The organism is Halopseudomonas nanhaiensis (genome assembly GCF_020025155.1).
In the GTDB taxonomy this organism is placed as follows: Bacteria; Pseudomonadota; Gammaproteobacteria; order Pseudomonadales; family Pseudomonadaceae; genus Halopseudomonas; species Halopseudomonas nanhaiensis.
The window spans coordinates 2,349,305-2,373,958 of sequence record NZ_CP073751.1 but is presented as its reverse complement, the minus strand read 5'-3'; the positions used below and the strand labels follow the sequence as shown (position 1 = coordinate 2,373,958).

24 protein-coding genes are annotated in these 24,654 nt (G+C 61.1%); 14 read left to right on the top strand and 10 right to left on the bottom strand.

Annotation, left to right across the window (positions count from 1 at the left end; all coding sequences use genetic code 11):
• Positions 1-21: 21 nt before the first annotated feature.
• From KEM63_RS10680 to KEM63_RS10670, 3 genes are all read right to left on the bottom strand, one after another.
• Positions 22-642 carry a flavin reductase family protein gene (locus KEM63_RS10680; RefSeq protein WP_223651482.1) on the bottom strand — a complete coding sequence of 207 codons (621 nt, stop codon included), beginning with the start codon at positions 640-642 and terminating at the stop codon, positions 22-24.
• 13 nt (positions 643-655) lie between these two features.
• Entirely contained in the window at positions 656-1,297 is a 642-nt protein-coding gene (locus tag KEM63_RS10675; RefSeq protein ID WP_223651480.1) for a class I SAM-dependent methyltransferase, read from the bottom strand.
• Between the two features lie 92 nt (positions 1,298-1,389).
• Positions 1,390-1,746: a DUF3135 domain-containing protein gene (locus KEM63_RS10670; protein ID WP_223651478.1), complete on the bottom strand. Its 357-nt coding sequence runs from the start codon at positions 1,744-1,746 to the stop codon at positions 1,390-1,392.
• A gap of 477 nt (positions 1,747-2,223) precedes the next feature.
• Here KEM63_RS10670 and betI point away from each other — a divergent pair, with 477 nt between their 5' ends.
• The 4 genes from betI to KEM63_RS10650 all read left to right on the top strand — a co-directional run bounded on the left by betI (position 2,224) and on the right by KEM63_RS10650 (position 7,401).
• On the top strand, positions 2,224-2,817 hold the full coding sequence (betI, locus tag KEM63_RS10665) for a transcriptional regulator BetI (protein ID WP_223651476.1): 594 nt from the start codon (positions 2,224-2,226) through the stop codon (positions 2,815-2,817).
• A gap of 19 nt (positions 2,818-2,836) precedes the next feature.
• Positions 2,837-4,294 carry a betaine-aldehyde dehydrogenase gene (gene betB, locus KEM63_RS10660; RefSeq protein WP_423747859.1) on the top strand — a complete coding sequence of 486 codons (1,458 nt, stop codon included), beginning with the start codon at positions 2,837-2,839 and terminating at the stop codon, positions 4,292-4,294.
• An 11-nt stretch (positions 4,295-4,305) separates the two neighbouring features.
• Positions 4,306-5,988: a choline dehydrogenase gene (betA, locus tag KEM63_RS10655; protein ID WP_223651473.1), complete on the top strand. Its 1,683-nt coding sequence runs from the start codon at positions 4,306-4,308 to the stop codon at positions 5,986-5,988.
• A gap of 195 nt (positions 5,989-6,183) precedes the next feature.
• Entirely contained in the window at positions 6,184-7,401 is a 1,218-nt protein-coding gene (locus tag KEM63_RS10650) for a BCCT family transporter (protein ID WP_223651471.1), read from the top strand.
• Positions 7,402-7,442: 41 nt separating this feature from the next.
• Here KEM63_RS10650 and KEM63_RS10645 read toward each other — a convergent pair whose 3' ends face one another.
• Genes KEM63_RS10645 through KEM63_RS10635 form a run of 3 tightly spaced genes read right to left on the bottom strand, consistent with a single transcriptional unit; the run spans position 7,443 to position 8,762 of the window.
• Positions 7,443-7,775 (bottom strand): DMT family transporter, encoded by a 333-nt coding sequence (locus KEM63_RS10645; RefSeq protein WP_223651469.1) that lies wholly within the window; start codon positions 7,773-7,775, stop codon positions 7,443-7,445.
• A 14-nt stretch (positions 7,776-7,789) separates the two neighbouring features.
• Positions 7,790-8,317, bottom strand: coding sequence for a hypothetical protein (locus KEM63_RS10640; RefSeq protein ID WP_223651468.1), 528 nt, complete (start codon positions 8,315-8,317; stop codon positions 7,790-7,792).
• Positions 8,295-8,762, bottom strand: a complete 468-nt coding sequence (locus tag KEM63_RS10635) for a DUF305 domain-containing protein (protein WP_223651466.1) — start codon at positions 8,760-8,762, stop codon at positions 8,295-8,297. The genes KEM63_RS10640 and KEM63_RS10635 overlap by 23 nt, the downstream gene beginning before the upstream one ends.
• Positions 8,763-8,923: 161 nt before the next feature.
• Between KEM63_RS10635 and KEM63_RS10630 the strand changes: the two genes are divergently transcribed.
• Complete coding sequence (locus KEM63_RS10630) at positions 8,924-10,408, top strand: protein adenylyltransferase SelO (protein WP_223651465.1); 1,485 nt, start codon at positions 8,924-8,926, stop codon at positions 10,406-10,408.
• 19 nt (positions 10,409-10,427) lie between these two features.
• A complete protein-coding gene (locus KEM63_RS10625) occupies positions 10,428-11,279 on the top strand; it encodes an ion transporter (RefSeq protein WP_223651464.1) in 852 nt (283 codons plus the stop codon).
• Between the two features lie 24 nt (positions 11,280-11,303).
• Here the strand turns inward: KEM63_RS10625 and KEM63_RS10620 are convergent, their stop codons facing one another.
• From KEM63_RS10620 to KEM63_RS10610, 3 genes are all read right to left on the bottom strand, one after another.
• On the bottom strand, positions 11,304-11,594 hold the full coding sequence (locus KEM63_RS10620) for a hypothetical protein (RefSeq protein WP_223651463.1): 291 nt from the start codon (positions 11,592-11,594) through the stop codon (positions 11,304-11,306).
• Positions 11,595-11,849: 255 nt separating this feature from the next.
• On the bottom strand, positions 11,850-12,221 hold the full coding sequence (locus tag KEM63_RS10615) for a hypothetical protein (RefSeq protein ID WP_223651462.1): 372 nt from the start codon (positions 12,219-12,221) through the stop codon (positions 11,850-11,852).
• Between the two features lie 161 nt (positions 12,222-12,382).
• A complete protein-coding gene (locus KEM63_RS10610) occupies positions 12,383-12,991 on the bottom strand; it encodes a cell wall hydrolase (protein WP_223651461.1) in 609 nt (202 codons plus the stop codon).
• Between the two features lie 446 nt (positions 12,992-13,437).
• Here KEM63_RS10610 and KEM63_RS10605 point away from each other — a divergent pair, with 446 nt between their 5' ends.
• The 8 genes from KEM63_RS10605 to KEM63_RS10570 all read left to right on the top strand — a co-directional run bounded on the left by KEM63_RS10605 (position 13,438) and on the right by KEM63_RS10570 (position 23,552).
• Entirely contained in the window at positions 13,438-14,121 is a 684-nt protein-coding gene (locus KEM63_RS10605) for a TIGR04211 family SH3 domain-containing protein (protein WP_223651460.1), read from the top strand.
• A gap of 80 nt (positions 14,122-14,201) precedes the next feature.
• A complete protein-coding gene (ppnN, locus tag KEM63_RS10600) occupies positions 14,202-15,575 on the top strand; it encodes a nucleotide 5'-monophosphate nucleosidase PpnN (RefSeq protein ID WP_223651458.1) in 1,374 nt (457 codons plus the stop codon).
• 20 nt (positions 15,576-15,595) lie between these two features.
• Positions 15,596-16,723, top strand: coding sequence for a class C beta-lactamase (ampC, locus tag KEM63_RS10595; RefSeq protein WP_223651456.1), 1,128 nt, complete (start codon positions 15,596-15,598; stop codon positions 16,721-16,723).
• A 359-nt stretch (positions 16,724-17,082) separates the two neighbouring features.
• Entirely contained in the window at positions 17,083-19,506 is a 2,424-nt protein-coding gene (locus KEM63_RS10590; protein WP_223651454.1) for a penicillin acylase family protein, read from the top strand.
• Between the two features lie 518 nt (positions 19,507-20,024).
• Positions 20,025-21,125: a 3-deoxy-7-phosphoheptulonate synthase gene (locus KEM63_RS10585; RefSeq protein ID WP_223651452.1), complete on the top strand. Its 1,101-nt coding sequence runs from the start codon at positions 20,025-20,027 to the stop codon at positions 21,123-21,125.
• A gap of 30 nt (positions 21,126-21,155) precedes the next feature.
• Complete coding sequence (locus tag KEM63_RS10580; protein WP_223651450.1) at positions 21,156-21,605, top strand: hypothetical protein; 450 nt, start codon at positions 21,156-21,158, stop codon at positions 21,603-21,605.
• An 85-nt stretch (positions 21,606-21,690) separates the two neighbouring features.
• On the top strand, positions 21,691-23,088 hold the full coding sequence (locus KEM63_RS10575; RefSeq protein WP_223651448.1) for a PepSY-associated TM helix domain-containing protein: 1,398 nt from the start codon (positions 21,691-21,693) through the stop codon (positions 23,086-23,088).
• Positions 23,089-23,156: 68 nt separating this feature from the next.
• Positions 23,157-23,552: a hypothetical protein gene (locus tag KEM63_RS10570; protein WP_223655918.1), complete on the top strand. Its 396-nt coding sequence runs from the start codon at positions 23,157-23,159 to the stop codon at positions 23,550-23,552.
• Between the two features lie 359 nt (positions 23,553-23,911).
• Here KEM63_RS10570 and KEM63_RS10560 read toward each other — a convergent pair whose 3' ends face one another.
• On the bottom strand, positions 23,912-24,499 hold the full coding sequence (locus KEM63_RS10560) for a DUF488 domain-containing protein (RefSeq protein ID WP_223651446.1): 588 nt from the start codon (positions 24,497-24,499) through the stop codon (positions 23,912-23,914).
• Positions 24,500-24,654: the final 155 nt, after the last annotated feature.

The window sequence follows — 24,654 nt, the reverse complement described above, 5'->3', positions numbered from 1 at the left end:
GACGGGTTGCGGCCACGCCCCTCAGCGCGGCCTGTTCATGCGGAACAGCGAGTCGGGTGCCAGCAAAAAGTAGTCCGCCGGGCCGCCACCGCGCAGCACGGGCTCGGCCGCGGCCGTGTCGTAGCGGCCGTCCTTGAGCAGAGCCTGGTCGATGTGTACCGCCACCACCTCGCCAAAGACCATCCAGGTCGGCACGGCATGGCCATCTGCACGCTGCAGCTGCACTATCTGCGTGGCCTTGCATTCGAACGATACCCGCGCCTCCTTTACCCGGGGCGGGGCGATCAGGGACGACGGAGCCGGCGTCAGACCGCCCAGTTCGAACTCGTTGACCTCCGGTCCGACACTGGCGCAAGTCTGGTTCATGGCTTCGGCCAACTCTCGGGTAACCAGGTTCCAGACGAACTCACCTGTCTCTTCGATATTGATCAGGCTGTCCTTTCGTTGGAGCGAAGAGAACCCGATTATCGGAGGGACGTAATTGAAGGCGTTGAAGAAACTGTAGGGAGCCAGATTGACCTGCCCCGATGCGTTCTGCGATGAGATCCAGCCGATCGGCCGCGGGCCGACGATAGCGTTGAACGGGTCGTGGGGGAGTCCGTGACCCCTGGCAGGTTCGTAGTAGTACATGTCATCGGGCATATGTTCTCCGGGGTTACGAGCGGCGCCAGACGCTGGCGAGCCAGGGTTGCTGTTCACGCGGCAGTCCGTCGGGGCGATAATAATGTTCCAGCTCGGTGAAACCAGCCTCGTTCATGATGCGCTGCCAGGTCTCCCAGCGGTAGTAAACCGCATATCGATCGCCATTCCAGCCTTCCTCATCCTGACCGCGGGGGTTGGAGCAGAAGAGCACCCCGTTCGACCGGAGTGATGCGTGCAACTGCCGGAGCACCTGAAGGATATTCTGGCTGGGAATGTGAAAGAGTACGGCGTTGGCGAAGATCCCGTCAAAATGATCCCCAGGCAGGTCCAGCTCGAGAAAGTTCTGCAACCAGACGTCACAGCCGCTCGACGCTCTTGCCATCGCGACGAATCGTTGGCAACCGTCCAGCCCGGTGGCCAGATGCCCGAGTGCAGTGAGCGTTCGCAGGTCGCGGCCTGGACCACAACCGAAGTCCAGAAGCCGGTAGGGTGCTGCGGTGCGGACATGGCGGAGGAGGGCGGCAATATTCTGGCTCACGTCATGATCGAGGGTATTGTCACGGAATGCTTCCGCGACCTCCTCATAATGGGCTAGCGTGGTTGCGCTGGCTTGTCGCAGCATCGGGTCTGTGAGCTGATCGGGGCGAAGGGGCATGCGGGTCGGGCCTGAAATGTAGACACCCCATTGAAACCGACCTGGTTACGCGCGACAAGCGAATGCCCGACGTATGTCGGGCTGATCGTAGCTTAAGACCCGGCCTGTCTTCTGAACGGAACCACGTCCGCGGTTCGCGGAGCTTCGGCGTGAAGGGGCTGGCGCCCGGGCTGCGAGCCAAGCGTGTTGACCGCTTCGCGCAACTCTACCACCGAGTCCATCATCATCTGCGATATGCGGATGCAGGCTTGCAGAGGATTCTTGCAACGGCGTCTTTCGGCGTTGATTTTGAAGACAATCCCTTCCAGTCGACGACGGCGGTCCTCCGGTGCATCGCGTAGAATCTCATCGGTCATCCGTTTCCTGAGGCTCTCCAGCTCTTCCGGTCGCTCGGCAGCCATCGCTTTGAGCTCATCGAAACTCGGCAATGCGTTGAGTGGTCTGGCCATGAATACGTACCTCGAGAAAAACCTGTCGGTTTGCCCGGTAGCGAATGATCATGACCCCTACGTGCGCGCTCCCTTGCCCAAGACTGCCTCGCAGGTACGTCAGCCGCCACTTCCAAACGGACTCTGAACACGGCCGGTGCAGGCAATGCAGCGCTGCGGGCCGTACAGTAATGACACGTTAATGGCGCAGTAATTCCAAACAAGCGAAGCGGCGTTAGCTGCAACCTTTCTGGGACGCTCAGGTATGTTGCGAGGTCGGGGTGTGACGCGCAAAGGTGCCTGCCCGCGAAAGCGCTTCGGCCACCGCGCAGATCCGTGCATGCGTCTTCGCGTTCAGGCCGTTCCAACGGGGGCGGGATGTGATCCAGGAGAGCACCGGGCGGCAAGCCAGAGGTAGGCCTGAGTTGAAGTCGTGCTCCCATTCCTGTAGCCTTTTCGTTAATTGAACGTTCAATCAATAAACGCGAACGCGACATCATGCCTATAGTTGGAATGAAAGACACCCGCCGACAGCAGCTGATTCAGGCGGCGTTGGAATCCATCGCCGAAATCGGGTTGCAGAACACCACGATCGTCACCATCAGCCGCAGGGCCGGGATGTCGTCGGGCATCATCAGCCACTATTTCGGTGGCAAGCAGGGATTGATAGAGGCCGCGCTGCGTTATCTGCTCGACCAGCTGGGCAAGGATTTCCGCGAGCGTATACGCGCCACCGATGGATCGCCGGAACAGCGGCTGCTGTGCATCGTGGAAGCCAACTTCACCGAATTCCAGCGCTCGGAGCTGGCCAGCCGCACCTGGTTGAGCTTCTGGGCCAGGGCGCTGCACGAGCCTGGCTTCAAGCGGCTGCAGCAGATCAACAACGCGCGGCTCTACAGCAATCTGCGTTATTCGTTCGCACAGAAATTGCCCGCGCAGGAGGCGACCGAAGCGGCGCTGAAGGCAGCGGCGATGATTGATGGGTTCTGGCTTCGTGGCGCATTGAGCCCGGAGCCGGAACAGAGTTTTGCCATGGGTGAGGCCCTCTGCAAGCGCTATGTGATTGGCGCTCTGCAGCAAAGCCCCCGTTAACCGGAGAGCATTTATGTCATTGCCCCGTTACCAGAATTTCGTCAATGGGCAGTATCTGGCCAACCAGAGCGGCGAGACCTTCGATGTAGTCAACCCGGCAACTGGCCGCGTCATCTACACGATGGAAGTGGCCGACGAGTCCGTTCAGTTGGCCGCGATCAGAAGTGCGAAGAATGGCTTTGCGGCATGGTCTGCGATGACCGGTGTCCAGCGTGGGCGCATTCTGCTGCGCGCCGTTGCGCTGCTGCGTGAGCGCAATGATGAGCTGGCGACTGTCGAAATCCGCGATACCGGCAAGGCCTGGCAGGAGGCTGTGGCGGTCGACGTGGCTACGGGTGCCGACAGCATTGAATTCTTCGCCGGCCTCGCTGCGTCCATCGAAGGCAATCAGCAGGATCTTGGCGGTGACTTCTATTACACCCGTCGAGAGCCGTTGGGTATCTGTGCCGGGATCGGTGCCTGGAATTATCCACTGCAGATCGCCTGCTGGAAATCCGCACCCGCGCTGGCGACTGGCAACAGCATGATTTTCAAGCCGTCGGAAGAAACACCGCTGGGTGCGCTCAAGCTGGCGGAAATCTACATCGAGGCGGGCGTCCCGGCCGGCGTATTCAACGTGGTGCAAGGTGATGGACGCGTTGGAGCCTGGCTGACGCATCACCCTGATATCGCCAAGGTCTCGTTCACCGGCGAGGTCGGCACCGGCAGAAAGGTCATGGCCGCTGCCGCCAGCACGCTCAAGGAAGTGACCATGGAGCTGGGCGGCAAGTCGCCGCTGATCATCTTCGATGACGCCGATATCGATAACGCCGTCTCGGCAGCCATGCTGGGCAATTTCTATACCCAGGGCGAAATATGCACCAACGGTACCCGCGTATTCGTCCACGAAGCGGTGTACGACACATTCATGCAGCGTCTGCTTGAACGCACCCGCAACAACATTCGGATGGGCGATCCCATGGACCGGGACACCAACTTCGGTGCGCTGATCTCGGCCAGACATCGGGACCTTGTGCTGGGTTACATCGAGAAGGGCCTCGCCGAAGGCGCCACGCTTGCGTGCGGCGGCAAGGCAGCGCAACCAGCCGGCGCGGAAGGCGGGTTCTTCGTCGAGCCAACGATCTTCACTGATTGCGCAGACCATATGAGTATCGTGCGGGAGGAAATCTTCGGGCCGGTCATGTCGGTGTTGACCTTCAGCGACGAAGACGAAGTCATCTGCCGCGCCAACGATACCGAGACAGGCCTCGCCGCGGGCGTGTTCACCAATGACATCCGCCGCGCCCATCGGGTGATCCATCGGATGCAGGCTGGTATCTGCTGGATCAACGCGTACGGGGCATCGCCTGCGGAAATGCCGGTCGGCGGCTACAAGCTGTCCGGCATTGGTCGGGAAAACGGACGCGTGACCCTCGACCAGTACACCCAGATCAAGTCGGTATACGTGGGTATGGCCGATCTGGAGAGCCCATTCTGAGGGGACATTCCATGACCCAGACATACGATTATATTGTTATCGGTGCCGGCTCGGCGGGCTGCGTGCTCGCCAACCGTCTGAGCGAAGACGGCAAATGCAGTGTTTTGCTTCTGGAGAACGGCGGCAGCGACCGCAGCCTGTTCATTCAGATGCCTACCGCGCTGTCGATCCCGATGAATACCAGCAAGTACAACTGGCAGTACGAGAGCGAACCGGAACCGTACCTGGATAACCGACGCATGCATTGCCCCCGCGGCAAGGTGTTGGGAGGCTCTTCATCGATCAATGGCATGGTCTACGTACGCGGTCATGCCAGGGACTTCGACGAGTGGCAGGAGGAGGGCGCCGAAGGGTGGGATTATCGGCATTGTCTGCCGTACTTCAAGAAGGCGGAGACCTGGACCTTTGGCTCCGACAGCTATCGTGGCGATCGCGGTCCGCTCGGGGTGAATACCGGCAACCAGATGAAGAATCCCCTGTACCGAGCCTTCATCGATGCTGGCGTCCAGGCCGGCTACCCGGCCACCGCAGACTACAATGGCGCCCAGCAGGAAGGCTTCGGCCCGATGCAGATGACCATCAAGAACGGCGTACGCTGGTCTACGTCGAACGCTTATCTGCGCCCGGTGCGCAGCCGGTCCAATCTTACGGTCGTTACCCATGCGCTGGTGCACCGGGTCGTGCTGGAAGGCAAGCGGGCCACGGGTGTGCAGTACGAGCGCAAGGGCGAAGTGCTGACCGTGCGGGCTGATCGGGAGGTGATCCTGGCGGCGGGCTCTATCGGCTCGCCGCATCTGCTGCAACTTTCGGGCATTGGCCGGCGCGATGTGCTGGAGAAGGCCGGTATCGATGTGGTGCACGAGTTGCCGGGCGTCGGCGAGAACCTGCAGGACCATCTGGAATTCTATTTTCAGTTTCGCTGCCTGAAGCCGGTTTCGCTCAATCGCAGGCTCGGCATGCTCAGCCGATTGCAGATCGGTGCCCAGTGGTTCTTTTTCAAGACAGGGCTGGGCGCGACCAACCACTTCGAGTCCTGCGGCTTCATCCGTTCCAGAGCCGGAGTGGAGTGGCCCGACATTCAGTACCACTTCCTTCCCGCTGCCATGCGCTACGACGGCAAGGAGGCGTTCGCCGGGGACGGTTTTCAGTTGCATGTCGGGCACAACAAGCCGAAAAGCCGTGGACATGTGCATGTTCGATCACCCGATCCACGCCAGCATCCCGAGATCCTCTTCAACTATCTGAAGGAAGAAGAAGACCGGGAGGGCTTCCGCGCCTGCGTACGCCTGTCCCGCGAAATCATCCATCAGCAGGCCATGGACGAGTATCGCGGGGACGAAATTCAGCCGGGGGCGCACGTTCAGAGCGACGAGGAGATCGATGCCTTTGTGCGCAGTGCGGTGGAAAGCGCGTATCACCCGTCCTGCTCCTGCAAGATGGGGACTGACGACATGGCGGTGGTTGACCCGCAGACGCGCGTGCACGGCATTCAGAATCTGCGTGTGGTCGACTCGTCGATTTTCCCGACCATACCCAACGGCAATCTGAACGCGCCGACGATCATGCTCGCCGAGCGCGCAGCAGACATCATTCGGGGCTTCGAGCCCATGGCTCCATCGAACGCACCGGTGTCGATGGATGAACAGTGGCAAGCACGCCAGCGCCCGAGGGAGGCGGCGCGGGTACTCGCCTGATTTGCGCGGGCGCAAGCCCGCGATTCATGCAAACCGTCAGGATTTTCCTATTGCCGCCAGGGCGCTCAGCGCCGTCGACCAGCGACATATAGGCAAGCCCTGTCCGTGCAATGCGGAGGTTTGTGTCCTTTACAAACGGAAGGAAACAACCATGCTCTCAATGACTCTCATCAACCGGCCTGGCTGGAGGTTCGCATGACGCTCTGGCTATCGATAGGGATGCTGTTCACCTTCGGCGCAATCGCGCTGATTCTTGCCAAGTGGTGGAACCTGCGCTGCATCGGCGTTACACCGGTACACACGCTGACCTTTGTGGCGATCCTGTTCACCTCGGGCCTGGATGTGGGGCTGATCATGTTCCCGCTCACCGAATTTGCGGGCTACGCCGATACCGCGGAAAGCCCGGAGTACAGCTTTGCCAACCCCCTGGCCATCGAATTCGGCTTCTGGGGCTTCCTCATCTGGGGCTTCTACTTCCTCACCTGCTTCTATTTCTGCATCATCGAGCCGCGGGTGAAGTTCTTCGAGTTCCGGGTGGTCAAGTTCGTCAACAACGCGGTGATCATCGGCACCTGCGCCTTCACTGCCTACCTGTTGCTGGTGAACCTGCCGTGGTACCTGCCGCAGCTTGGCGACGGCGAAACGGTATTGCCGGTGTTCTACCTGATCGTGATGGCGGCGATCGGTGCGGCCGTCTATTCGAGCAGCGACATCAAGTATGTGCGAATACTCAGCCTGAGTTCATCCGGCTTCTTCCTGCTGCTGATCGCCGTGATGTGGGCGCGGGCCTTCCTGACCGATCGCGGAGACATCAGCGACTTCACGCTGGGAACGGGGCTGATCGGTGAGTATTTCAGCAATCTGCATCGCTTCATGCTGCCGATCAACGAATATCATGAGTTCTACCTGTTCTGGTGGTTCTCGTGGAGCATCATGATCGGGCAATTCACTGCCCGCTTCGTCGGCGGCCTGCGTACCTGGCAACTGTTCCTGGCGATGCTGTTCTTCCCGTCGGTGGCGATCGGCGTATGGTTCGTGATCCTCTTCCACTATCACCAGGAAGGCTTGAACATCGCTACCTGGGTGAGCATGGCGATGATCAGTGTCGGGGTGCTGATGGTTGTCAATTCACTGGACTCGCTGATCCGCCTGTATTCCGAGAACCTGAATCTGACCGCCCGGCGAGTGGGGCGCGGCCGCTACTATCTCGGCAACTTCGTGCTGATGTGCGCGCTGACCATCCTGTTCCAGCTGGATTTCCTCGAGATCGAGTGGGTCGGTGCGCTTGTCATCGCGATCTACTTCTCATGCTTTGCCTACATCCTGCTGAACAAGCGCAAGGAAGTGATGTCCATCCAGGCCTCGCCCAGGGACAACGAACTGGACTTCCGCAAGATCGAGATGGTGCACTAGGCAGCTCGCGGGGGGGCGTCAAAGCCCCCCGCCGGCGCAGCTCAATGCACGCCGGTCCTGGAAAACAGGTTCATCACCACCACGCCCGCTACGATCATCGCCATGCCGATGATCGCCGGCGCGTCGAGTTTCTGTCCGTAAACGAGCCAGGCGGCAAGCGTGATGAGCACGACCCCGAGCCCTGACCACACTGCGTATGCCACCCCAACGGGGATAGTGCGCAGCGTCAGAGCCAGAAAGTAGAACGCGATGGCATAGCCGATCGCGACGATGACCAGCGGGCCGGTCCGGGTAAAGCCGTCACTGGCTTTCAGCGCCGAGGTGGCGATCACCTCGGCGACAATGGCAGCGAACAGCAACAGCCAGGTTTTCATTCAAGCCTCTGCCATCAGGTGCAGCGATAGAAGCCGCTGTAACCTGTGTCCGCTCCCTGATTCAAGATGAAGCGCATCGTTGCAGGCGCTTCATTCTGGCCATCCTCCAGTTGCACGGCCTCGCCGGTCTCAAGGATCCGCACTTCCATGCCCTTGGCTTCTAATACCCCGCCAACCCGCAGCTGGTCAAAGCGCTTAGCGCCTGCGGGGGTGAGCAGCACCAGACGGTCATGCAGCTTGATCAGACCATGCAGCGCACCCTCAGCTGCCGTCTCGCCCACCACCAGAACAGGGGGGCTGGCCTCGGTGTAATGAAAGCTGCAACGTGGCTCGGCCTGCATCACCCGGTAGACCTCTGAGGTTCCCATTGGGCCTGGATCGGCTTCGCTCAGATCGGGGTTCCAGATCGCATCCTCTGGCGAGACGACCCTTGCCCCCTCCGCAGCCCAGAGCATTCCGCTGCAAAGCGCGAGCAGCAGCCCGGCGAAGAGGGCAGGCGCGGGCCCGGACCGCTTGAGATCATTCAGTGTCAGCATTTGCATCGTTCAGCGCCTCGATCAGGTATTTCATTTCGGAAATTTCACGACGCTGCGCTTCGATGATCTCCTCGGCAAGCTTGCGCACCCGGGGATCCTCGATCTGCGCACGCTCGCTGGTCATGATGGCGATCGAATGGTGCGGGATCATCGCCTTCATATATTCGACCTCGTCCACGGTGGTCTGGCTGCGAACCAGCCAGAGACATACCGCGAAGACCAATGCTGCACCAATGTATATGGCGACGTTGATCATCTTGTTGGCGTACATGCTGAGCATGAAGCTCAACATTATGATTGCCATGACCGCGCCCATCAGAAGCGCCATCCAGCCGCGTGTCTCGCTCCACATTACATGTTCGAGGGTATAGGTGTTGAGATACATCAGCCCGAACATGACAATCGTCGAGGTGGCGATCATGGCGGCGAAGCGCCAATAGGACATGTGCATGGGTCCTCCTGAGTCTTGTTGGGAAACCGCTCCGTCTCTGATTGCGACTCGCACTGTGCAGCGGAAATTCCCTGAAAACATGCGCGCCTTTTGCTCGCCCGGATGCAACGTGAGGTCGGCTATGCTATCCAAGCATCATAATCATCAACATGGAGAACCCGATGAGCCAGCCTCACGGCCCCGAATTCGACAACAGCTACGCTCGGCTTCCTGACAGGTTTTATGCCCGGCAGGCGCCGGAGCCGGTTCGTTCGCCCGGTCTCATCCGAGCGAACCAGGCGCTAGCGCAGCAGCTTGGCATCGATGTCGCCTGGCTGGAGTCCGAAGAAGGCCTGCAGGTGCTGGCTGGCAATACGCTCGCACCGGGCTCCGATCCGATCGCCACGGTGTACGCCGCCCATCAGTTCGGGGGCTGGAACCCGCAACTCGGGGATGGCCGCGCCGTGCTACTTGGCGAGGTGGTCGATCGGCGGGGGCAACGCTATGACCTGCAACTCAAGGGGTCCGGCCGCACGCCGTACTCGCGGGGCGGTGATGGCCGTGCGCCGCTCGGTCCGGTGCTGCGCGAATATGTAGTAAGCGAAGCCATGGCGGTCCTCGGCGTCCCGACGTCCCGTGCGCTGGCCGCGGTGACCACCGGGGAAACGGTCTATCGTGACCGGGCGCTGCCCGGCGGAGTGCTGACCCGTGTATCGAGCAGTCATATTCGCATCGGCACCTTTCAATTCTTTGCTGCCCGGGATGATCATGATGCGGTGCGGGTGCTCGCCGATCATGTGATCCAGCGCCATTATCCCGATGCGGCAACGGCCGAACGACCCTATCTGGCCCTGCTTGAAGGTGTGATCGCCAGGCAAGCCGAGCTGATTGCGCACTGGCAGCAACTCGGCTTCATCCACGGGGTGATGAATACAGACAACATGCTGGTATCCGGCGAGACGGTCGATTACGGCCCCTGTGCGTTCATGGATCGCTACGACCCCAAGGCGGTGTTCAGCTCGATCGATAGCGCCGGCCGTTATGCCTATGCCAATCAGCCCGGTATCGGCCAGTGGAACCTCGCCTGGCTGGCGCGGGCGTTGCTGCCGATCATCGACCCGGACGAGAGCAGGGCAGTGGAGCTGGCGCAACAGGCCATCGATGGCTTCGTGGCCCGCTACAAGGAAGCCTACGCGCAGCGGATGTGTGCCAAGCTGGGTATCGCCCGGGTGGATGACGAGGCCGCGTCGCTGGTCGACGATCTGCTCGAACGCATGACCACGGCAGGCGCCGACTACACGCTTACCTTCCGCCGGCTCGCCGAACTGGCTGCGCCGAATTCCGGGTTTCACAGCGTCGAACATATCTTCACGCTCCCCGATGTGCTGGAGCCCTGGCTGGAGAGATGGCGGGAATTGCTTGAGCGTGAGACCAGCTCCGCTGCGCAGCGCCAGCAGCAGATGCTCCTCTGCAATCCGGCCTTCATACCGCGCAATCATCTGATCGAAGAGGTGATCCAGGCCGCCGTCGAGCGGGGAGATTTCGACCCGTTCCATCGTCTCGTCGAGCGTCTGGCCAGGCCCGGTGAGTACGCCGAGGCCGATGCGCGTTATGCGATGCCGCCGCGCCCCGAAGAAATGGTCTTGCAGACTTTCTGCGGGACCTGACCCAACAAAAGGACGATCCATGCTTGAACCCGGCGGAAAGGGCCTGCGAACCCGGCTGTTCCAGATCATATTCGAATCCGATACACCCGAAGGCAAGGCGTTCGACATAGCGCTTGCCGCACTGATCGTCATAAGCGTTGCAGTGGTCATGCTGGACAGTGTCGCCGCGTACCATGAGCGCTACGGCGCTCTGTTCTACGGGATCGAATGGACTGTCACGGTGCTGTTCACCATCGAGCTGGGTCTGCGCATCTACTGCCTTCAGGCACCGGGTCAGTATCTCAAAAGCTTTTACGGCGTCATCGACATCCTCGCGATCCTGCCGACCTGGCTAGCGCTTTTCGTCCCTGGCGCGCACATGCTGGTGGTTGTCCGGCTGCTCCGTACGCTAAGGCTGATTCGTGTACTGGAGATGATGTCGCTGGCCGGGCAGGGGAGTCTTTTGCTCGGTGCCCTTCGACGCAGTCGGGGGCAGATCATGTTGTTTCTGTTCGCCGTATTCATGGTCGTCATCATCTTTTCAACGCTGCTGTACATGATCGAACCGCCCGAGGCCGGGTTCACCAGCATCCCGAAGTCGGTCTACTGGGGCATCGTGACGCTGACGACGGTCGGATACGGCGACATTACCCCGGTTACACCCATGGGGCAGTTCCTGTCGGTTCTGATCATGTTGACGGGGTATTCGATCATTGCCCTGCCGGTGGGGGTCTTTTCGGCAGAAGTGATCACTGCGCTGCGTGCGGAGCGGTATTCGGACGAGTCATGCCCAGGCTGCGGGCGCAGCCGGCATGAGCCGGATGCGAACTACTGCAAGTTCTGCGGTACCTGGCTCAACGAGGAAACGCCTGACCCGCGACAGCGCCGTTAGGCGGCTGTCGCGGGATCGTGTTGTTCAGCCTTCGAGGTTACCGGAGCAGCTGCGGGCCGACTCGATGAGGCGCTGTTCCATGTCACCGTTCATGCCCTGGCTCATCTGTTCCAGTTCTTCCTGGCTGAACTCGTTGCTGGCTTCATCGGCGGCACACTCGCAGAATGCCTTCGCCTGCGTAGCATCATGAGACGCCTGAGCATTTTCGATGCATTCGGCAACAAAGCCGGTGCGCGCACCGCTGGGCCAATCGGCGACGGCGGGAAGCGTAAACACGAGTGATGTGGCGAGAACAAGCAGTTGACGGTTGCGCATGACAGACTCCAGTCGGGTTGTAGCCGGCTCGGTAGCCGACGCTTACACCTTCTGAATCACTGGCGGCGGGGTAGTTCCTCAGGATATGAAACCGAAGCAGAATGACGCTCGGACGCCTGGGAGAGCTTAAAGACGGGCTGAGGGATTCACGGCGATGAGATCGGAATGACTGGCGGGGGAGTGTGAGGTCTTGCAGGTCACCATGGAAACGTTGCAGCGGAGTGCTCAGAATGGCACCCCGCTAATCGTCGTGCATCAGAAGCACATGCCGTGCTGAACAAAACCGCGGTCGACTTCTTCCGGATTGAACCGGCGTGGCTCACCGCGTTCGCTGACCCGTTCCTGGTAGGTGGCAATCACCTGCTCGGAGCGCTGCTGGCTGTTCTGGCTGGCCTGGTAAGCGATCGGAAAATCGCTTGCAACGTAAGTGGCATCTCCCAACATATCAATTCCCTCAACAAGGTCTACGGCTGGCTTGATCTTCAAGTGCCTTGTATCCATGAGAGCTATGCCGGGAGAAAGAGTTCCGGCCGGTTCAGTGCCTTTGGTCGGCAATGAGACATTGTTGGCGTTGTCGGATGACGGCAGCTCGGCAGCCGGTCGCGGAGCGGGGAAAGATTCGTCCATGAAAAGTCTCGATAGCGTGATGTCGTTCTCTTCTGGCAGGCGTCCCGCGAGCCGGATGAGCGACCTGGTTGCCCGGATATGCTGCCATGAGTGGCATACCTGGGATCGATCAGGCGCAATGATGCCGAATTGGCATGAGGCTGCCAAGCAAATTCGCTGCGTCAGTCCCGGGGCCTGTAAAAGAAGAAATCGCCGGCGGCATGTGTGCGCTTGAACGTCGCCGCCCAGGAAGGCGAAACACTGCGGTCATGAAAGAACAGCGCGCCCTTTGTTCGGTCCTTCAACTGGCCATTGAGCGCCCGTCGTGCGACTTCCTTGGCCTGGGTATAGGATGCTTCCTCCTGCACCGAATCCGGTCGACCATCGCACCACCAGGAAAACTGACAGTTCCCTGCTTCGGAACCCTGCTTGACTACCTCGCACACGCTTCGGGGGAATTCATCGGTTTGCAGGCGATTCATCACGACGCTGGCCACCGCTTCCATTTCCTCGACTTTCTGCCCCTTGGCTTCCCAGTAAATGGAGCGGGCAAGGCAGGTGATCGCATCGTCCAGCGGCGCTTCGCCAGCCGGGTCCACAGCCTGAACCTCGCTTTTGGTGATGACTTCCGAGCGCGACGCTTTCGGTGGGCTACCATCTTCAACCGCTTTCTGCTCGAGCGTCTCTGCCTTCTCTATAGCCTTTTCTGCCTGACGCTCCTGCTCGGCTGCGTTTGAGGCGCCGATCAGTGCCAGGGCAAGCAAACCGGTTGAGATCCATCTGAGTTGCATTGCGGTGTCCTCGTTTTCGACCGGAAACAGTGCGTGCGATGGTCGGCAGTAGCGGTTTAAAAGCACTCTGTCATTGGATATGTTATCGCTTCGTTGGTTCGCCATATCTGTCATTGCCCGCGGCTGTCCCGAGCCGAGCCCGTGCGTGGTATAACAAACCGCCATGCCATGCGTGGCCCGTCGGACAGCATCCGTGCCGACTGCGTGTATGTGTTTGCCGCATCGGCGGAACTCGATGGCGGTGGCGGTGTCCCTCCTTGTGGCAAACCACAGGGAGGACGTTCAGGCCATGAGCCTTCCAGGAGAATTCAATGTCCCTATGGCAGACCTCCCGCTGCAACCCTTATTCCTTTCTCGTCGCCTCGCCAGCTGACGAGGAACTCTCGAACTGCGCCCGCTGATAGCTTATCTGGCCGGGCCTCACCCGCTTTTTTGTGAAGACCACCATGCCCAATAATCGCTCGTACACAACACCCCTTTCACCCGCCGTCGGTCCGCGACCTGCGCGTACGTCCGTGATCCGTGCCGGCCTCCTCGGGACGCTACTGGCATTCTCGGCGACGACGCTGGCCCAGGAAGGCGAAAGCACCGTACGCTGGGTCAGTGATGAGCTGACCACCTATGTTCGCAGTGGACCGACCGATGGCTACCGTATCGTTGGCACGCTGGCTTCCGGCGACAAGGTCGAGCTGATCAAGACACAGGGTGACTACAGTCAGGTTCGTGGTGAATCCGGCACGACGGTGTGGATTCGTTCCGCCGACCTGCAGGACTCGCCTGGCCCGGCAGAGGCCGTTCCGCAGCTCGAAGAACAGGTCACCGCGTTGAGTCAGGAGCTGGCAACGATCGAACAGACCTGGCAAACCCGCGTAGAAGGTATGCAGGAAACGCTGGAGGCGCGACGCATCCACATCGAAGAGCTGGAACAGACTCGTCAGGCGCTGCACGAGGAGCTCGTCGCCACCCAGTCGCAGCTGCGCGAGGCTCAGGCGCAACTGGGTGATGAAAACAAGGAAGTACTGATGCGCTATATGGTCTACGGCGGTGGTATTGCTGGCGCGGGGCTGCTGGTCGGATTGATCCTGCCCTCACTGACGCGCAGCCGCAAACGCAACGACGGCTGGGTTTGAGCAGCTGTTTTTTCCTCCGGTATGCCAGTCCGGCGCGGCTGGCATACCATGACCTACAGATCCAGTGAACGGAACACAGCATGCGCCCCAACAAGATCGTTAACGTATCGGTAAATCCCAAGGGCAGCCTCGAGACCCTTTCCCAGCGTGAAGTCCAGCAGCTCAGCGAAGCCGGAAGCGGCGACACCTACAAGCTGTTTCGCCAGTGTGCCCTGGCCATCCTCAATACGGGCGCGCAGATAGACAATGCCAAGACCATTCTCGAGGCGTACGAAGACTTTGAAGTGCGCATTCACCAGCAGGACCGTGGCGTGCGCCTCGAGCTACGCAATGCTCCGGCGGACGCCTTCGTCGACGGCGAGATGATCGCCAGCACCCGTGAAATGCTGTTCAGCGCATTGCGCGACATCGTCTATACGGAGAGTGAGCTTGGCAGTCCGCGTATCGACCTGCAGACCTCGGCGGGCATTACCGACTATGTCTTTCATCTGCTGCGCAACGCACGCACCCTGCGCCCTGCCGTCGAGCCGAACATGGTGGTGTGCTGGGGCGGCCATTCCATCAGCACGGAGGAATACAAGTATTCCAAGAAGGTCGGGCACGAGCTCGGTCTGCGTAATCTGAACGTCTGCACCGGGTGCGGGCCGGGCGTGATGAAAGGACCGATGAAGGGCGCCACCATCGCGCACGCCAAGCAGCGTATCAGCGGCGGCCGGTATGTCGGTCTGACCGAGCCGGGAATCATTGCAGCCGAAGCGCCTAACCCGATCGTCAACGAACTGGTGATCCTTCCTGATATCGAGAAGCGACTCGAAGCCTTCGTCAGGGTAGGGCACGGAATCATCGTCTTTCCCGGCGGTGTCGGCACCGCCGAGGAATTTCTGTATCTGCTGGGTATCCTTCTGCATCCGGAAAACCGCGAGCTGCCGTTCCCGCTGATCCTCACCGGTCCGCGTAGCGCTGCCCCCTACCTTGAACAGCTGCACGCGTTCGTCGCCGCCACCCTCGGCGAGGCCGCACAAGGTCTGTATCAGCTGATCATCGATGATCCGGCGGAGGTCGCCAGGCAGATGACCGAAGGTCTGCGAACCGTTTGTCAGTTCCGCCGCGAGCGCAACGATGCCTTCCACTTCAACTGGCTCTTGAAAATCGAAGAGACCTTTCAGCATCCCTTCGACCCGACCCACGAGAACATGGCCGGCCTCGAACTGAACCTGCAGATGCCACGGCACGAATTGGCGGCGAACCTGCGCCGCGCGTTTTCCGGCATCGTCGCCGGCAACGTGAAGAACCATGGTATCCGTCGTATCGAAGAATTCGGCCCTTACGAAATCCGCGGCGAATCGGCGATCATGCGTCCGCTCGACGCGCTGCTGCGTGCCTTCGTCGAGCAACATCGCATGAAGTTGCCAGGTGGGGCGCCGTATCAACCCTGTTACCGAGTAGTGGATTAAATCAGCGCACAGAGGTAGGGATGCTCAGTCGTTTCCGAGGACGGTGCATGGTGTTCGCCATGGCAGCGGTGGCACAGGGCGCTGCCGCGGATCGTCAGTCACTGGATGCCGAAGTGTTGCGAGTCATGCAGGCGCATGACATTGCCGGCATGTCGATCGCTTTGATAGTCGACGGCCGCACGTCTCATCTCCATTACGGGGTCGCCTCCCGGGACGACCGCAGGCCGATCGATTCCGACACGCTGTTTGAAATCGGCTCGCTCAGCAAGCTCTACGCAACGGCGCTGGCCGCCTATGCCCAGCGCCAGGACAGATTAGCCCTCACGGATCATCCTGGGCGGCACCTGCCCTGGCTGAAGGGCGCGCCGCTTGATCAGGTCACGCTACTCGACCTGGCGACGCACAGCGCAGGCGATCTCCCGCTGCAGGTGCCTGATGACGTTGAGACGCCTGCGCAGCTGGAGCAGTATTTCCAGAACTGGTTGCCAGGTCATGCCCCGGGACGTCGCAGAACCTATTCGAATCCGGGCATCGGGCTGCTCGGCATGGCTACCGCCAGCAGTCTGAACATGTCCTATCGCCATGCACTGGAGCAGATGTTGTTGCCCAGGCTGGGCCTGAACGACACCTTTCTCGAGGTTCCCGAGTCGCAGGAGTCGCGCTACGCCCAGGGTTACAACAAAGCCAGCGAGCCGATCCGACTGGAGCCGGGGTTCCTCTCGGACGAGGCCTACGGGATCAAGTCGACCAGTGCCGATCTTCTCCGTCTGGTGAGTATTCATCTGGGCGCCACACCCGCTGAGCCGGAGTTGGCCGAGGCCCTTGCCGAAACCCGGAGCGGTCGCTACCGGGTTGGACCCATGACCCAGGCGTTGGGATGGGAGCGCTATTCCTATCCCGTCGAGCCAGCCGACCTGCTCGCGGGCAACTCCATCGACATGGTGCTCGGGACGCATGATGTAACGCCGCTCGATTCGCCCGATACCAGTCCCAATGTATGGATCAACAAGACCGGATCGACCAATGGCTTCGGCGGTTACATCGCAATGGTGCCAGCTGAGCGCAAGGGCGTGGTGATTCTGGCGAACAAGAACTTTCCTGCCGAGGCGCGGATTCGTCTCGCCCTGCATGCACTGGGCGAGCAGTAGATGGTGCCGTAGCCGGCGTGCGTCGGGGCGTCCGGCCATGAAAAGGCAGGGCATTTCGGACATAAACCGGTCCCGACCCGCTTGCTGAAATAGCGTTTTCCGGCAGCGATGCCAATCGCCTCGCCTGGAGTCGATTTCACCTGGAGCCCGGAATCACGGGACGAACCGCTGCGCTTGGCGGGTGTCGTGAACGGGGCTCGGTATCGAAACCTGCGCGTGCCGGCCCGCAACATCGTCGCCAAGGCGACAATTGGCCTGAACGCCACCTGCTAGCGTCATTCCTAGCGACCAACTGTCTTGCCCAAGAGACAGCAAGGTCGCCTCGATACAAAAACAACAACATTGAGAAGGAAGCTGTCATGCAGATCGAGCCATACGGCCTTCGAGGCCGCGTTTTTGCGATCCTGAGCGTCACCGCCAGTCTTGCACTGTCCGGCTGCCTGAGCGGGGGCAGTGATAATGACGATCCACCGGTCGCCGAACCGACGCCTCCCGCGCAGAACACCTATTCCGTGGACATACAGCGAACGCAGTTCGGTATTCCGCACATCACCGCTCAGGATTACAAGGGGCTCGGGTACGGTGTGGGCTATGCATTCGCCGAGGACAACATCTGTTCGCTCGCCGAGGAGATCGTGTTCGCCAACGGCGAAAGTGCCCGCTACCTGGCCAACGGCAGCGTAGCCAGCGACATTTTCTATACCTGGTACAACTCCGCTGCGCAGCGTCAGACGTTCTGGGATGCGCAGAACCAGCAGGTGAGGGACGCCGTATCCGGCTATGCCGCAGGCTACAACCGCTATTTGCGCGACACCGGCGCCGCGAATATCGACCCCGCCTGCGCAGGTCAGGCCTGGGTCAGGGAGATTACCGAGCAGGATCTGCTCGCCGTATACGGGAAGGGCGGGCTACGAGGGGGGCTGTCCAACTTCGTCGGTCCGATCGTTGCAGCTCAGCCGCCTGGGACCGCCGCCAGCGTCAACAGCGACAGCGGCTTCGACATGACCACTATCAACGTTGCCAACGGCGGCAGCAACGCCTATGCGCTTGGATCGGAGCTTACCGCCAGCGGCAACGGCATGCTGTACGGTAACCCGCATGAGCCATGGGACGGCGTCCAGCGCTTCTACGAGTTCCATTTGACGTTGCCTGGCGAGCTGGACGTCATGGGCGTAGGCCAGCAGGGGCAACCCTTTCCGAACATCGGTTTCAACAAGGATGTCGCCTGGAGCCACACGGTCTCGACTGCCAAGCGTTTCACTTTGTATCAGCTTGCGCTGGTCGATGGCGACCCGATGAAATACCTGTCTCAGACTGCAGACGGACAGCTCGAACAGCGTGATATCGAGCGGGTGGACGTAAGCATTCAGCTGGCCAATGGCAGTACGCAGCAGGGCAGTGTGTACCTGTCTCACTACGGCCCGATGATTGCGGTGAATCTGGTCAACGATCAGCTGCCGCCCTGGGGTGGTGCAGGTATCGCCTTTGCCATTCGTGACGCTGCCTCCGAGAATCCGCGGGCAATCAATCAATGGCTCGCAATGGACAAGGCTACCAGCGTCGAGGATCTGGTCGACAAGCTCCAGACCATCGTCGGCTTGCCGTTCGTCAATACCATCGCAACCGATCGCTACGGAAAAGCGATGTACGCCGATATCTCTACCGTGCCTCACGTCACCACCGAGAAGTTCCAGGCCTGCATCGATGGCCAACCCGCGTTGCAGGCTCTGGCCGCTGCGGGGATCCCTGCCCTGAATGGCGCGACCGCAGCCTGTGAATGGGGCGAGGACGCCGACTCCCCGCAAAAGGGCATCTTTGGTCCGGGCAATCTGCCTGTGCTGGTACGCAACGACTACGTGGCAAATTCCAACGACAGCTACTGGCTGAGCAACCCCGATGCGCCGTTGACGGGCTACTCCCCATTACTGCGGCGACGTCTGCTGCCTTACCCCGGTGCAACCATTGGCGAAGCGGTACCGTTGCTGATGCGCTCGCGCATGGGGCTTGTCCAACTCGAGGATCGTCTGGATGGCAGCGACGGTCTGGGCGCTGCCGGCTTCACGCTCGACCAGCTCCAGACACTGGTCTATGGCAACCGCAGCTATGCAGCAGAACTGGTGCTGGACGACGTGCTGGATGATTGTCTGATCGACCCCATCATGCCTACCAGCGACGGTGGAACCGTGGACGCCACCACGGCTTGTCAGGTACTCGATGACTGGGACCGGCGCAACAACCTCGATAGTCGCGGTGCGCATGTGTTCCGTGAGTTCTGGAAGCGCGTTCCGTTCCAGGAGACTACCGCCAACGTATTCAGCGTACCGTTCGATCAGAACGATCCGGTCAATACGCCGAGGGGACTGGTGATCGATAGCGACACCCGCACCGCGCTGGGTGATGCCATCGCCCTGTTCCAGAGCAGGAATGTCGCGCTTGACGCGTCGCTGGGCGAGATTCAGTTCGTCGTCGATGCAGGCAACAATGATGAGCGCATTCCCATGCACGGTGGCATCGGGCGGGAGGGTGTGTTCAACGTGGCAGAGGGCCCGGGTCCGGACGATAGCGGCAATTACACGCCGATCAACAAGGGGCCTACCTACATGCAAACGGTTACGTTCGACGAGAACGGGCCCGTTGTAGAGGCGCTCCTGGCGTACTCGCAGTCCGCAGACACGACCAGCCCCAACCCGGGACCAGACACGACGCTATTCGGACAAGAACTGGATCGCGCTACCCTTCAGCGCCGCACAGATTGCCGAGCAGGCGGTGGGTCCCAAGCTTGAACTGAGAGAGTGATGGTGCGAGCCGGCTTCGGCTGAAGCCGGCTCATCGCTGGAGAAGCGTTGGAAGGCGCGTTTCGTGCGCTTGCGTGATCCGACGCGAATCCGCTACAGTCTGAACACGTTTCAGGAGACCTGTATGTCAGCTAGTGTCGCTCGACCGCTTTCGATTATCGCCACGGCTTCGGCCGGGGTGACGGGCGCGCGACCGAGTCTGGCCGACGTTGCAGTCTATTTTGGGTATTGGTTTAGCCGCATACGCGCCTGATACCCCGCAGGCGCCCATTCAGAGGGTCGCCACCACGCAGTTTCGCAAAACCCCGGTCGGCAACCCGACCGGGGTTTTTTATTGGCTGTTTGTTTCTATTCACACGAGGATCTGCCCATGTATCGCACCTATCGACTGTTTTCCTACCGCAGCTGGCGATTTACCGGCGCGTCCGTCGCACCACATCCAGTACCCAGTCGAACGTCACGATAATGCCGTGGCGGAGCACCGCCACGGCCGAGGAAAATAGCTCATGAACGCTCCCATCCCTGCCGCAAACGTAATTAACCTGTCCGATACCGCTCCCGTTTCGGTTCGCGCCCGACGGTCCACCCAGCCGCTGCCATCGCCAGCTCAGCTGCGCCACCAAATTCCGGTCAGCGATTCGCTGGACCAGCGTATTGCTCGCCAGCGCGATGCAGTGCGCGCCGTACTCTGCGGTGAAGACGACCGCCTGCTGGTCATTGCCGGTCCCTGTTCGCTCCATGAGCCGGACTCAGCGCTCGAATACGCCGAACGCCTCGCGCACCTGTCCACCCAGGTGAATGACACGCTGCTGCTGGTCATGCGTGCCTATGTGGAAAAGCCGCGCACGACGATTGGCTGGAAGGGCATGCTGTATGACCCACACCTCGATGGGCGCGGCGATATGGCCGAAGGCCTTGCGCTGTCCCGCCGGCTGATGCTTTCAATGATCGCGCTCGACCTTCCGGTAGCCACTGAACTCCTGCAGCCGCTGGCGGCGGGCTATCTCGACGATCTGCTTGCCTGGGCGGCAATTGGCGCCCGCACCAGTGAGTCGCAGGTGCATCGCGAACTGGTCAGCGGATTGGACTTGCCGGTGGGCTTCAAGAACGGCACCGACGGAAGCGTGAGCATCGCTTGCGACGCAATGGGTTCGGCTGCCCATTCTCATCAGCATTTCGGTGTGGATGAGCTGGGCTGCCCTGCACTGATCCGGACACAGGGCAATCCGGACGTGCATCTGGTCTTGCGTGGTGGCTCTGCAGGCCCCAATTACGGGCCGGATCACGTTTCAATGGCGCGAGCGGCACTGGCGAAGCGGGGTATCGACGCGAGGCTGATCGTCGACTGCAGTCACGCCAACAGTGGCAAGGATCCCCTGCGCCAGCCGGCTGTGCTGGAGTCGGTGATCGAGCAGCGCCTGGCCGGAGAAACTGCTCTGCGGGGGGTGATGCTCGAAAGCCATCTGTTCGACGGCTCCCAGCCGCTCACCGGACAGCTGGCTTACGGCGTTTCGGTTACCGACGGGTGTCTGGGCTGGACGAAGACCGAACAGGCACTGCTGCATGCGGCGGACAGGCTGGCTGGCAAAGCGGCTGCGCTGAGGTAGACTCATCTGACCCACCGCCCGGGATCCTCGATGTCCAAGCCGTCACGCCGCCGTTCCTATGCTGTGCTTGCCTGTCTGGCCATGCTCATGCATGTACTGGGTATGCCGGCGCTGGCGAGTGCTAGTGCCGAGGTCAGGCTGGCGTACGGTATCGGAGGCCACTGCCTGGGCGCCACTGCCTCGATCACTGCCGCCGCGCAAGCCGATGCGCATGACCATCACCTCCATCCGCCTGGGTCTGCATCGTTGGTGCAGACCGAGCAGGATGCCCACGCACCGTCCTCGGTTGACCCGGCTTCCCCGTGTTGCTGCGCCTCGGCGCAGCCTGGCGTCGCACTTGCCACAGCAGCTGTCGACACGGTGCTCCCCATCCTGGTACCGGCGCGCCCCATGGCTGCCGACATACGCCGTACTTCGCCACGCCAGCTTCGGCCAGCGATCAACCCCCGAGCCCCGCCCGCACAGCTTCGCCTGACCTGAATACACCGTTCCGCCTTTCCCTATCGTCGGTCTGTCTCGCGTCGGGAGAGGTATCAGTTCCTGCCCTGTACAAGGCGCCACACTCATGTCCATCGTTCTTCAGGATCCGACCGAGCAGGCCGGAGCCACACCGCGCGGGAATACGGACAAGCTCCTGCTTGCTCTGATCACCCGGCTGCATTTCCTCGCAGGGTTGTTCATCGGACCCTTTATCCTGATCGCCGCGTTGAGCGGTCTGCTTTACGCGTTGACCCCGCAACTCGAATATCGGCTTTATCAACACCTTCTGTTCACTGACAGTCGCGGTGCAGTCCAGCCACTTTCGCTTCAGGTCGACGCTGCGCAGCGATATCTCGGCGAACCTGCGGCTTTGGCGGCCGTTCGCCCGTCACCTGGCCCCGGCCTGACCACTCGGGTGATGTTCAGCGTACCGGGCCTGGACGCTTCCGAGCACTGGGCAGTGTTCGTCGATCCAGTCACAGCCACGCCGCTTGGCGAGCTGACCGTGTATGGCACCACCGGCGTACTGCCCTTGCGCAGCTGGCTGGGGGACCTGCACCGGCGGTTGTTTCTCGGCGAGTGGGGTCGGCTGTATAGCGAACTGGCCGCTTCATGGCTCTGGTTGATGGCAGCTGGCGGCCTGCTGGTCTGGCGCGCGCGGGTACGCCATCGCCGCGGGAGCATGCGCAGACCAGAGTTGCAGCGTTGGCACTCATCCCTCGGCCTGTGCCTGCTGCTCGGAATGCTGTTCTTTTCTGCGACGGGCCTGACCTGGTCGAAATGGGCGGGCGACACTATCGGGGTGGCGCGGGCATTCGCCGGAATGGCGACGCCGGCGCTGAACACTCGACTGGACACCAGCGCGCCCGCTGATATGCATGCCGAGCATCACGCGCCTTTGCCTGGCGTCGCGCCGCAGAGCCCAGTCGATCTCACGCCGCTCGACCAGGTATTGCTCGGCGCCCGCCGGGCTGGCATCGATGCCGGGCGAATCGAGATTCGACCGTCCGGGGGGCACGACCGCGCCTGGACCGTTACCGAGATTGATCGAAGCTGGCCGACCCAGGTCGATGCGGTGGCAATCGATCCGCGAAGCATGCAGGTGGTCGACAGGCTGGAGTTCGCGACGTATCCGCTTGCGGCCAAGCTCACACGCTGGGGAATCGATGCGCACATGGGTAGCCTGTTCGGCTGGGTGAACCAGCTGTTGCTGGTACTGACCGCGGCAGGCGTTGTGATCATGGTAATGCTCGGCTATGCAATGTGGTGGCGACGTAACACACGCAATGCCGGGGCCCTGTCTTCAGGATTGATTACGATCTGGGGGCGGATGACCCGGCGTTCGAGGTGGGGGGTGGCAACTGCGGCCCTCTTGCTTGCCCTGGTCATGCCCGCGTTCGGTGCGAGTGTGTTGTTACTGCCGCTGTTTGACTGGGTCTCGGCGAGAGGCTCGGCGCGTTCGCCGGTTCGCAAAACACTATGAGAGGGCAGGGGGCGTCGAACGGCGACGCCCCCTCTCGCTTCAGTTAACTGTTGCCGGTGCTATCAGGTTTGCTGGAGGGATTGGAGCCAGCAGTGGCGCTGGAGCTACCCGCACTTCCAGACGTGGTGGACGAGCTGGGGCTGCCTGAAGTGGATCCGCTGCTGGAGCTTCCGGAACTGGAGCTACCTGGCTTGCTGGTGCTCCCGGAGGTTCCGGCTGGCGTCGGGTTGCCCAGGGTGCCGGAGCTGCCGACGCCGCCTGAGGTACCGGAACCGCTGGACGATCCTGACGCGGCCGAGCTGCCGGTGGTACCGGACGCGTTGGAGCCCGTCGCACTGCCGGACGGCGTCGCCCCGCGCGCGGCGGATGCCTCGTTACCCATCTGCGTGGAGTCGGGCATTGAAGTACCCGAGGATTTGAAGTCAGGGCTGTGCACTTCCGAGTCCATCGGCATGTGGCTGTAGCGCTCCTTGTCCGCACCCTGCGACCCACCGTGCTGAGATTCGGTCAGCATGCGCTTGAGTTCGCAGCGTCCGTTCACCGCACGCATGATTGCCATGCCCCCCGTTGCCAGAAGGACCAGGCTGCCCAGGCCCCGAGCGCGTAACCCTTTTTTGACCATCATCAGACCGGTTACCGCCGAGGCCGCGCGTTCCCAGCCCTGTACGTTCTCCGGCCCGTTCTTGTTGGAAATCTGATTGAGCAACTGTTGGATTTGCATGGATGATCCCCGATTGTTGAGTGTAAGCAGATGACCGGCAGCCGAGAGGGTTGTTCCGGCCGTCCGCAGGCAGCCGACGAGCAACCGGTGCGACGCTTGCCTTCAGAAGTCCAGGCTCGTCTGCACGCCGTAGCTGCGCTGCTTCTCGTTCAGGGGCTCGCCGCCGGAGGGGGCGTAACTCAGCTTACCGGCAACCAGACGGGCCGGCGCAGTAAAAGGGTGTTCGCCGATCTGCTTCGCATCCTGAATATGCAGCACCTCGATCCCGCGCACCTTCAGCACGTCTGACACGAGAGAGCGGTGACAGCGCCACCACAGCACTTCGGCGCACATCATCGAGGTGCGACGCTGACCGGCCAGCTCAAGAAGGATGCGAAGCCCCTCGTCGAATTCTTCGCTAGCGATGTGATCGGCGTAGCCACGGAAGGATGCGTTGCGCCAGCCGGTGTTCGGCGTGTCGGGCGCGGCCCGGCGTCGCCCGCCGAGCTGAGGAATGAGACGATACTCGATACCGTGCTCGAGCAGACTGGCACGCAAGGCATCTTCGCCGAAATGCGGCAATCGTCGCGAGCCAGGGAAACGTCTGACATCGGCAATGGCTTCAATATCGTAATGCTGGAGCAAAGCAATAAAGGCTTCGATCGAGTGAGTTGAATGTCCGATCGTCCAGACGGTGTGTGGTGCATTCACAAGTAGGCGGCTCCTGTCGTTGGCCTGCGTCTCGGTTGGTCATGCAGCCGGGCGATCCGTTTCGAGCCTCCGGGTCCGGATGGTTCGTATTAGCTGCTAAGACAGAGACGATGCCGGGGCGTGGCGGTTCAATGAAGCGTCCGACGCGTTCCGCG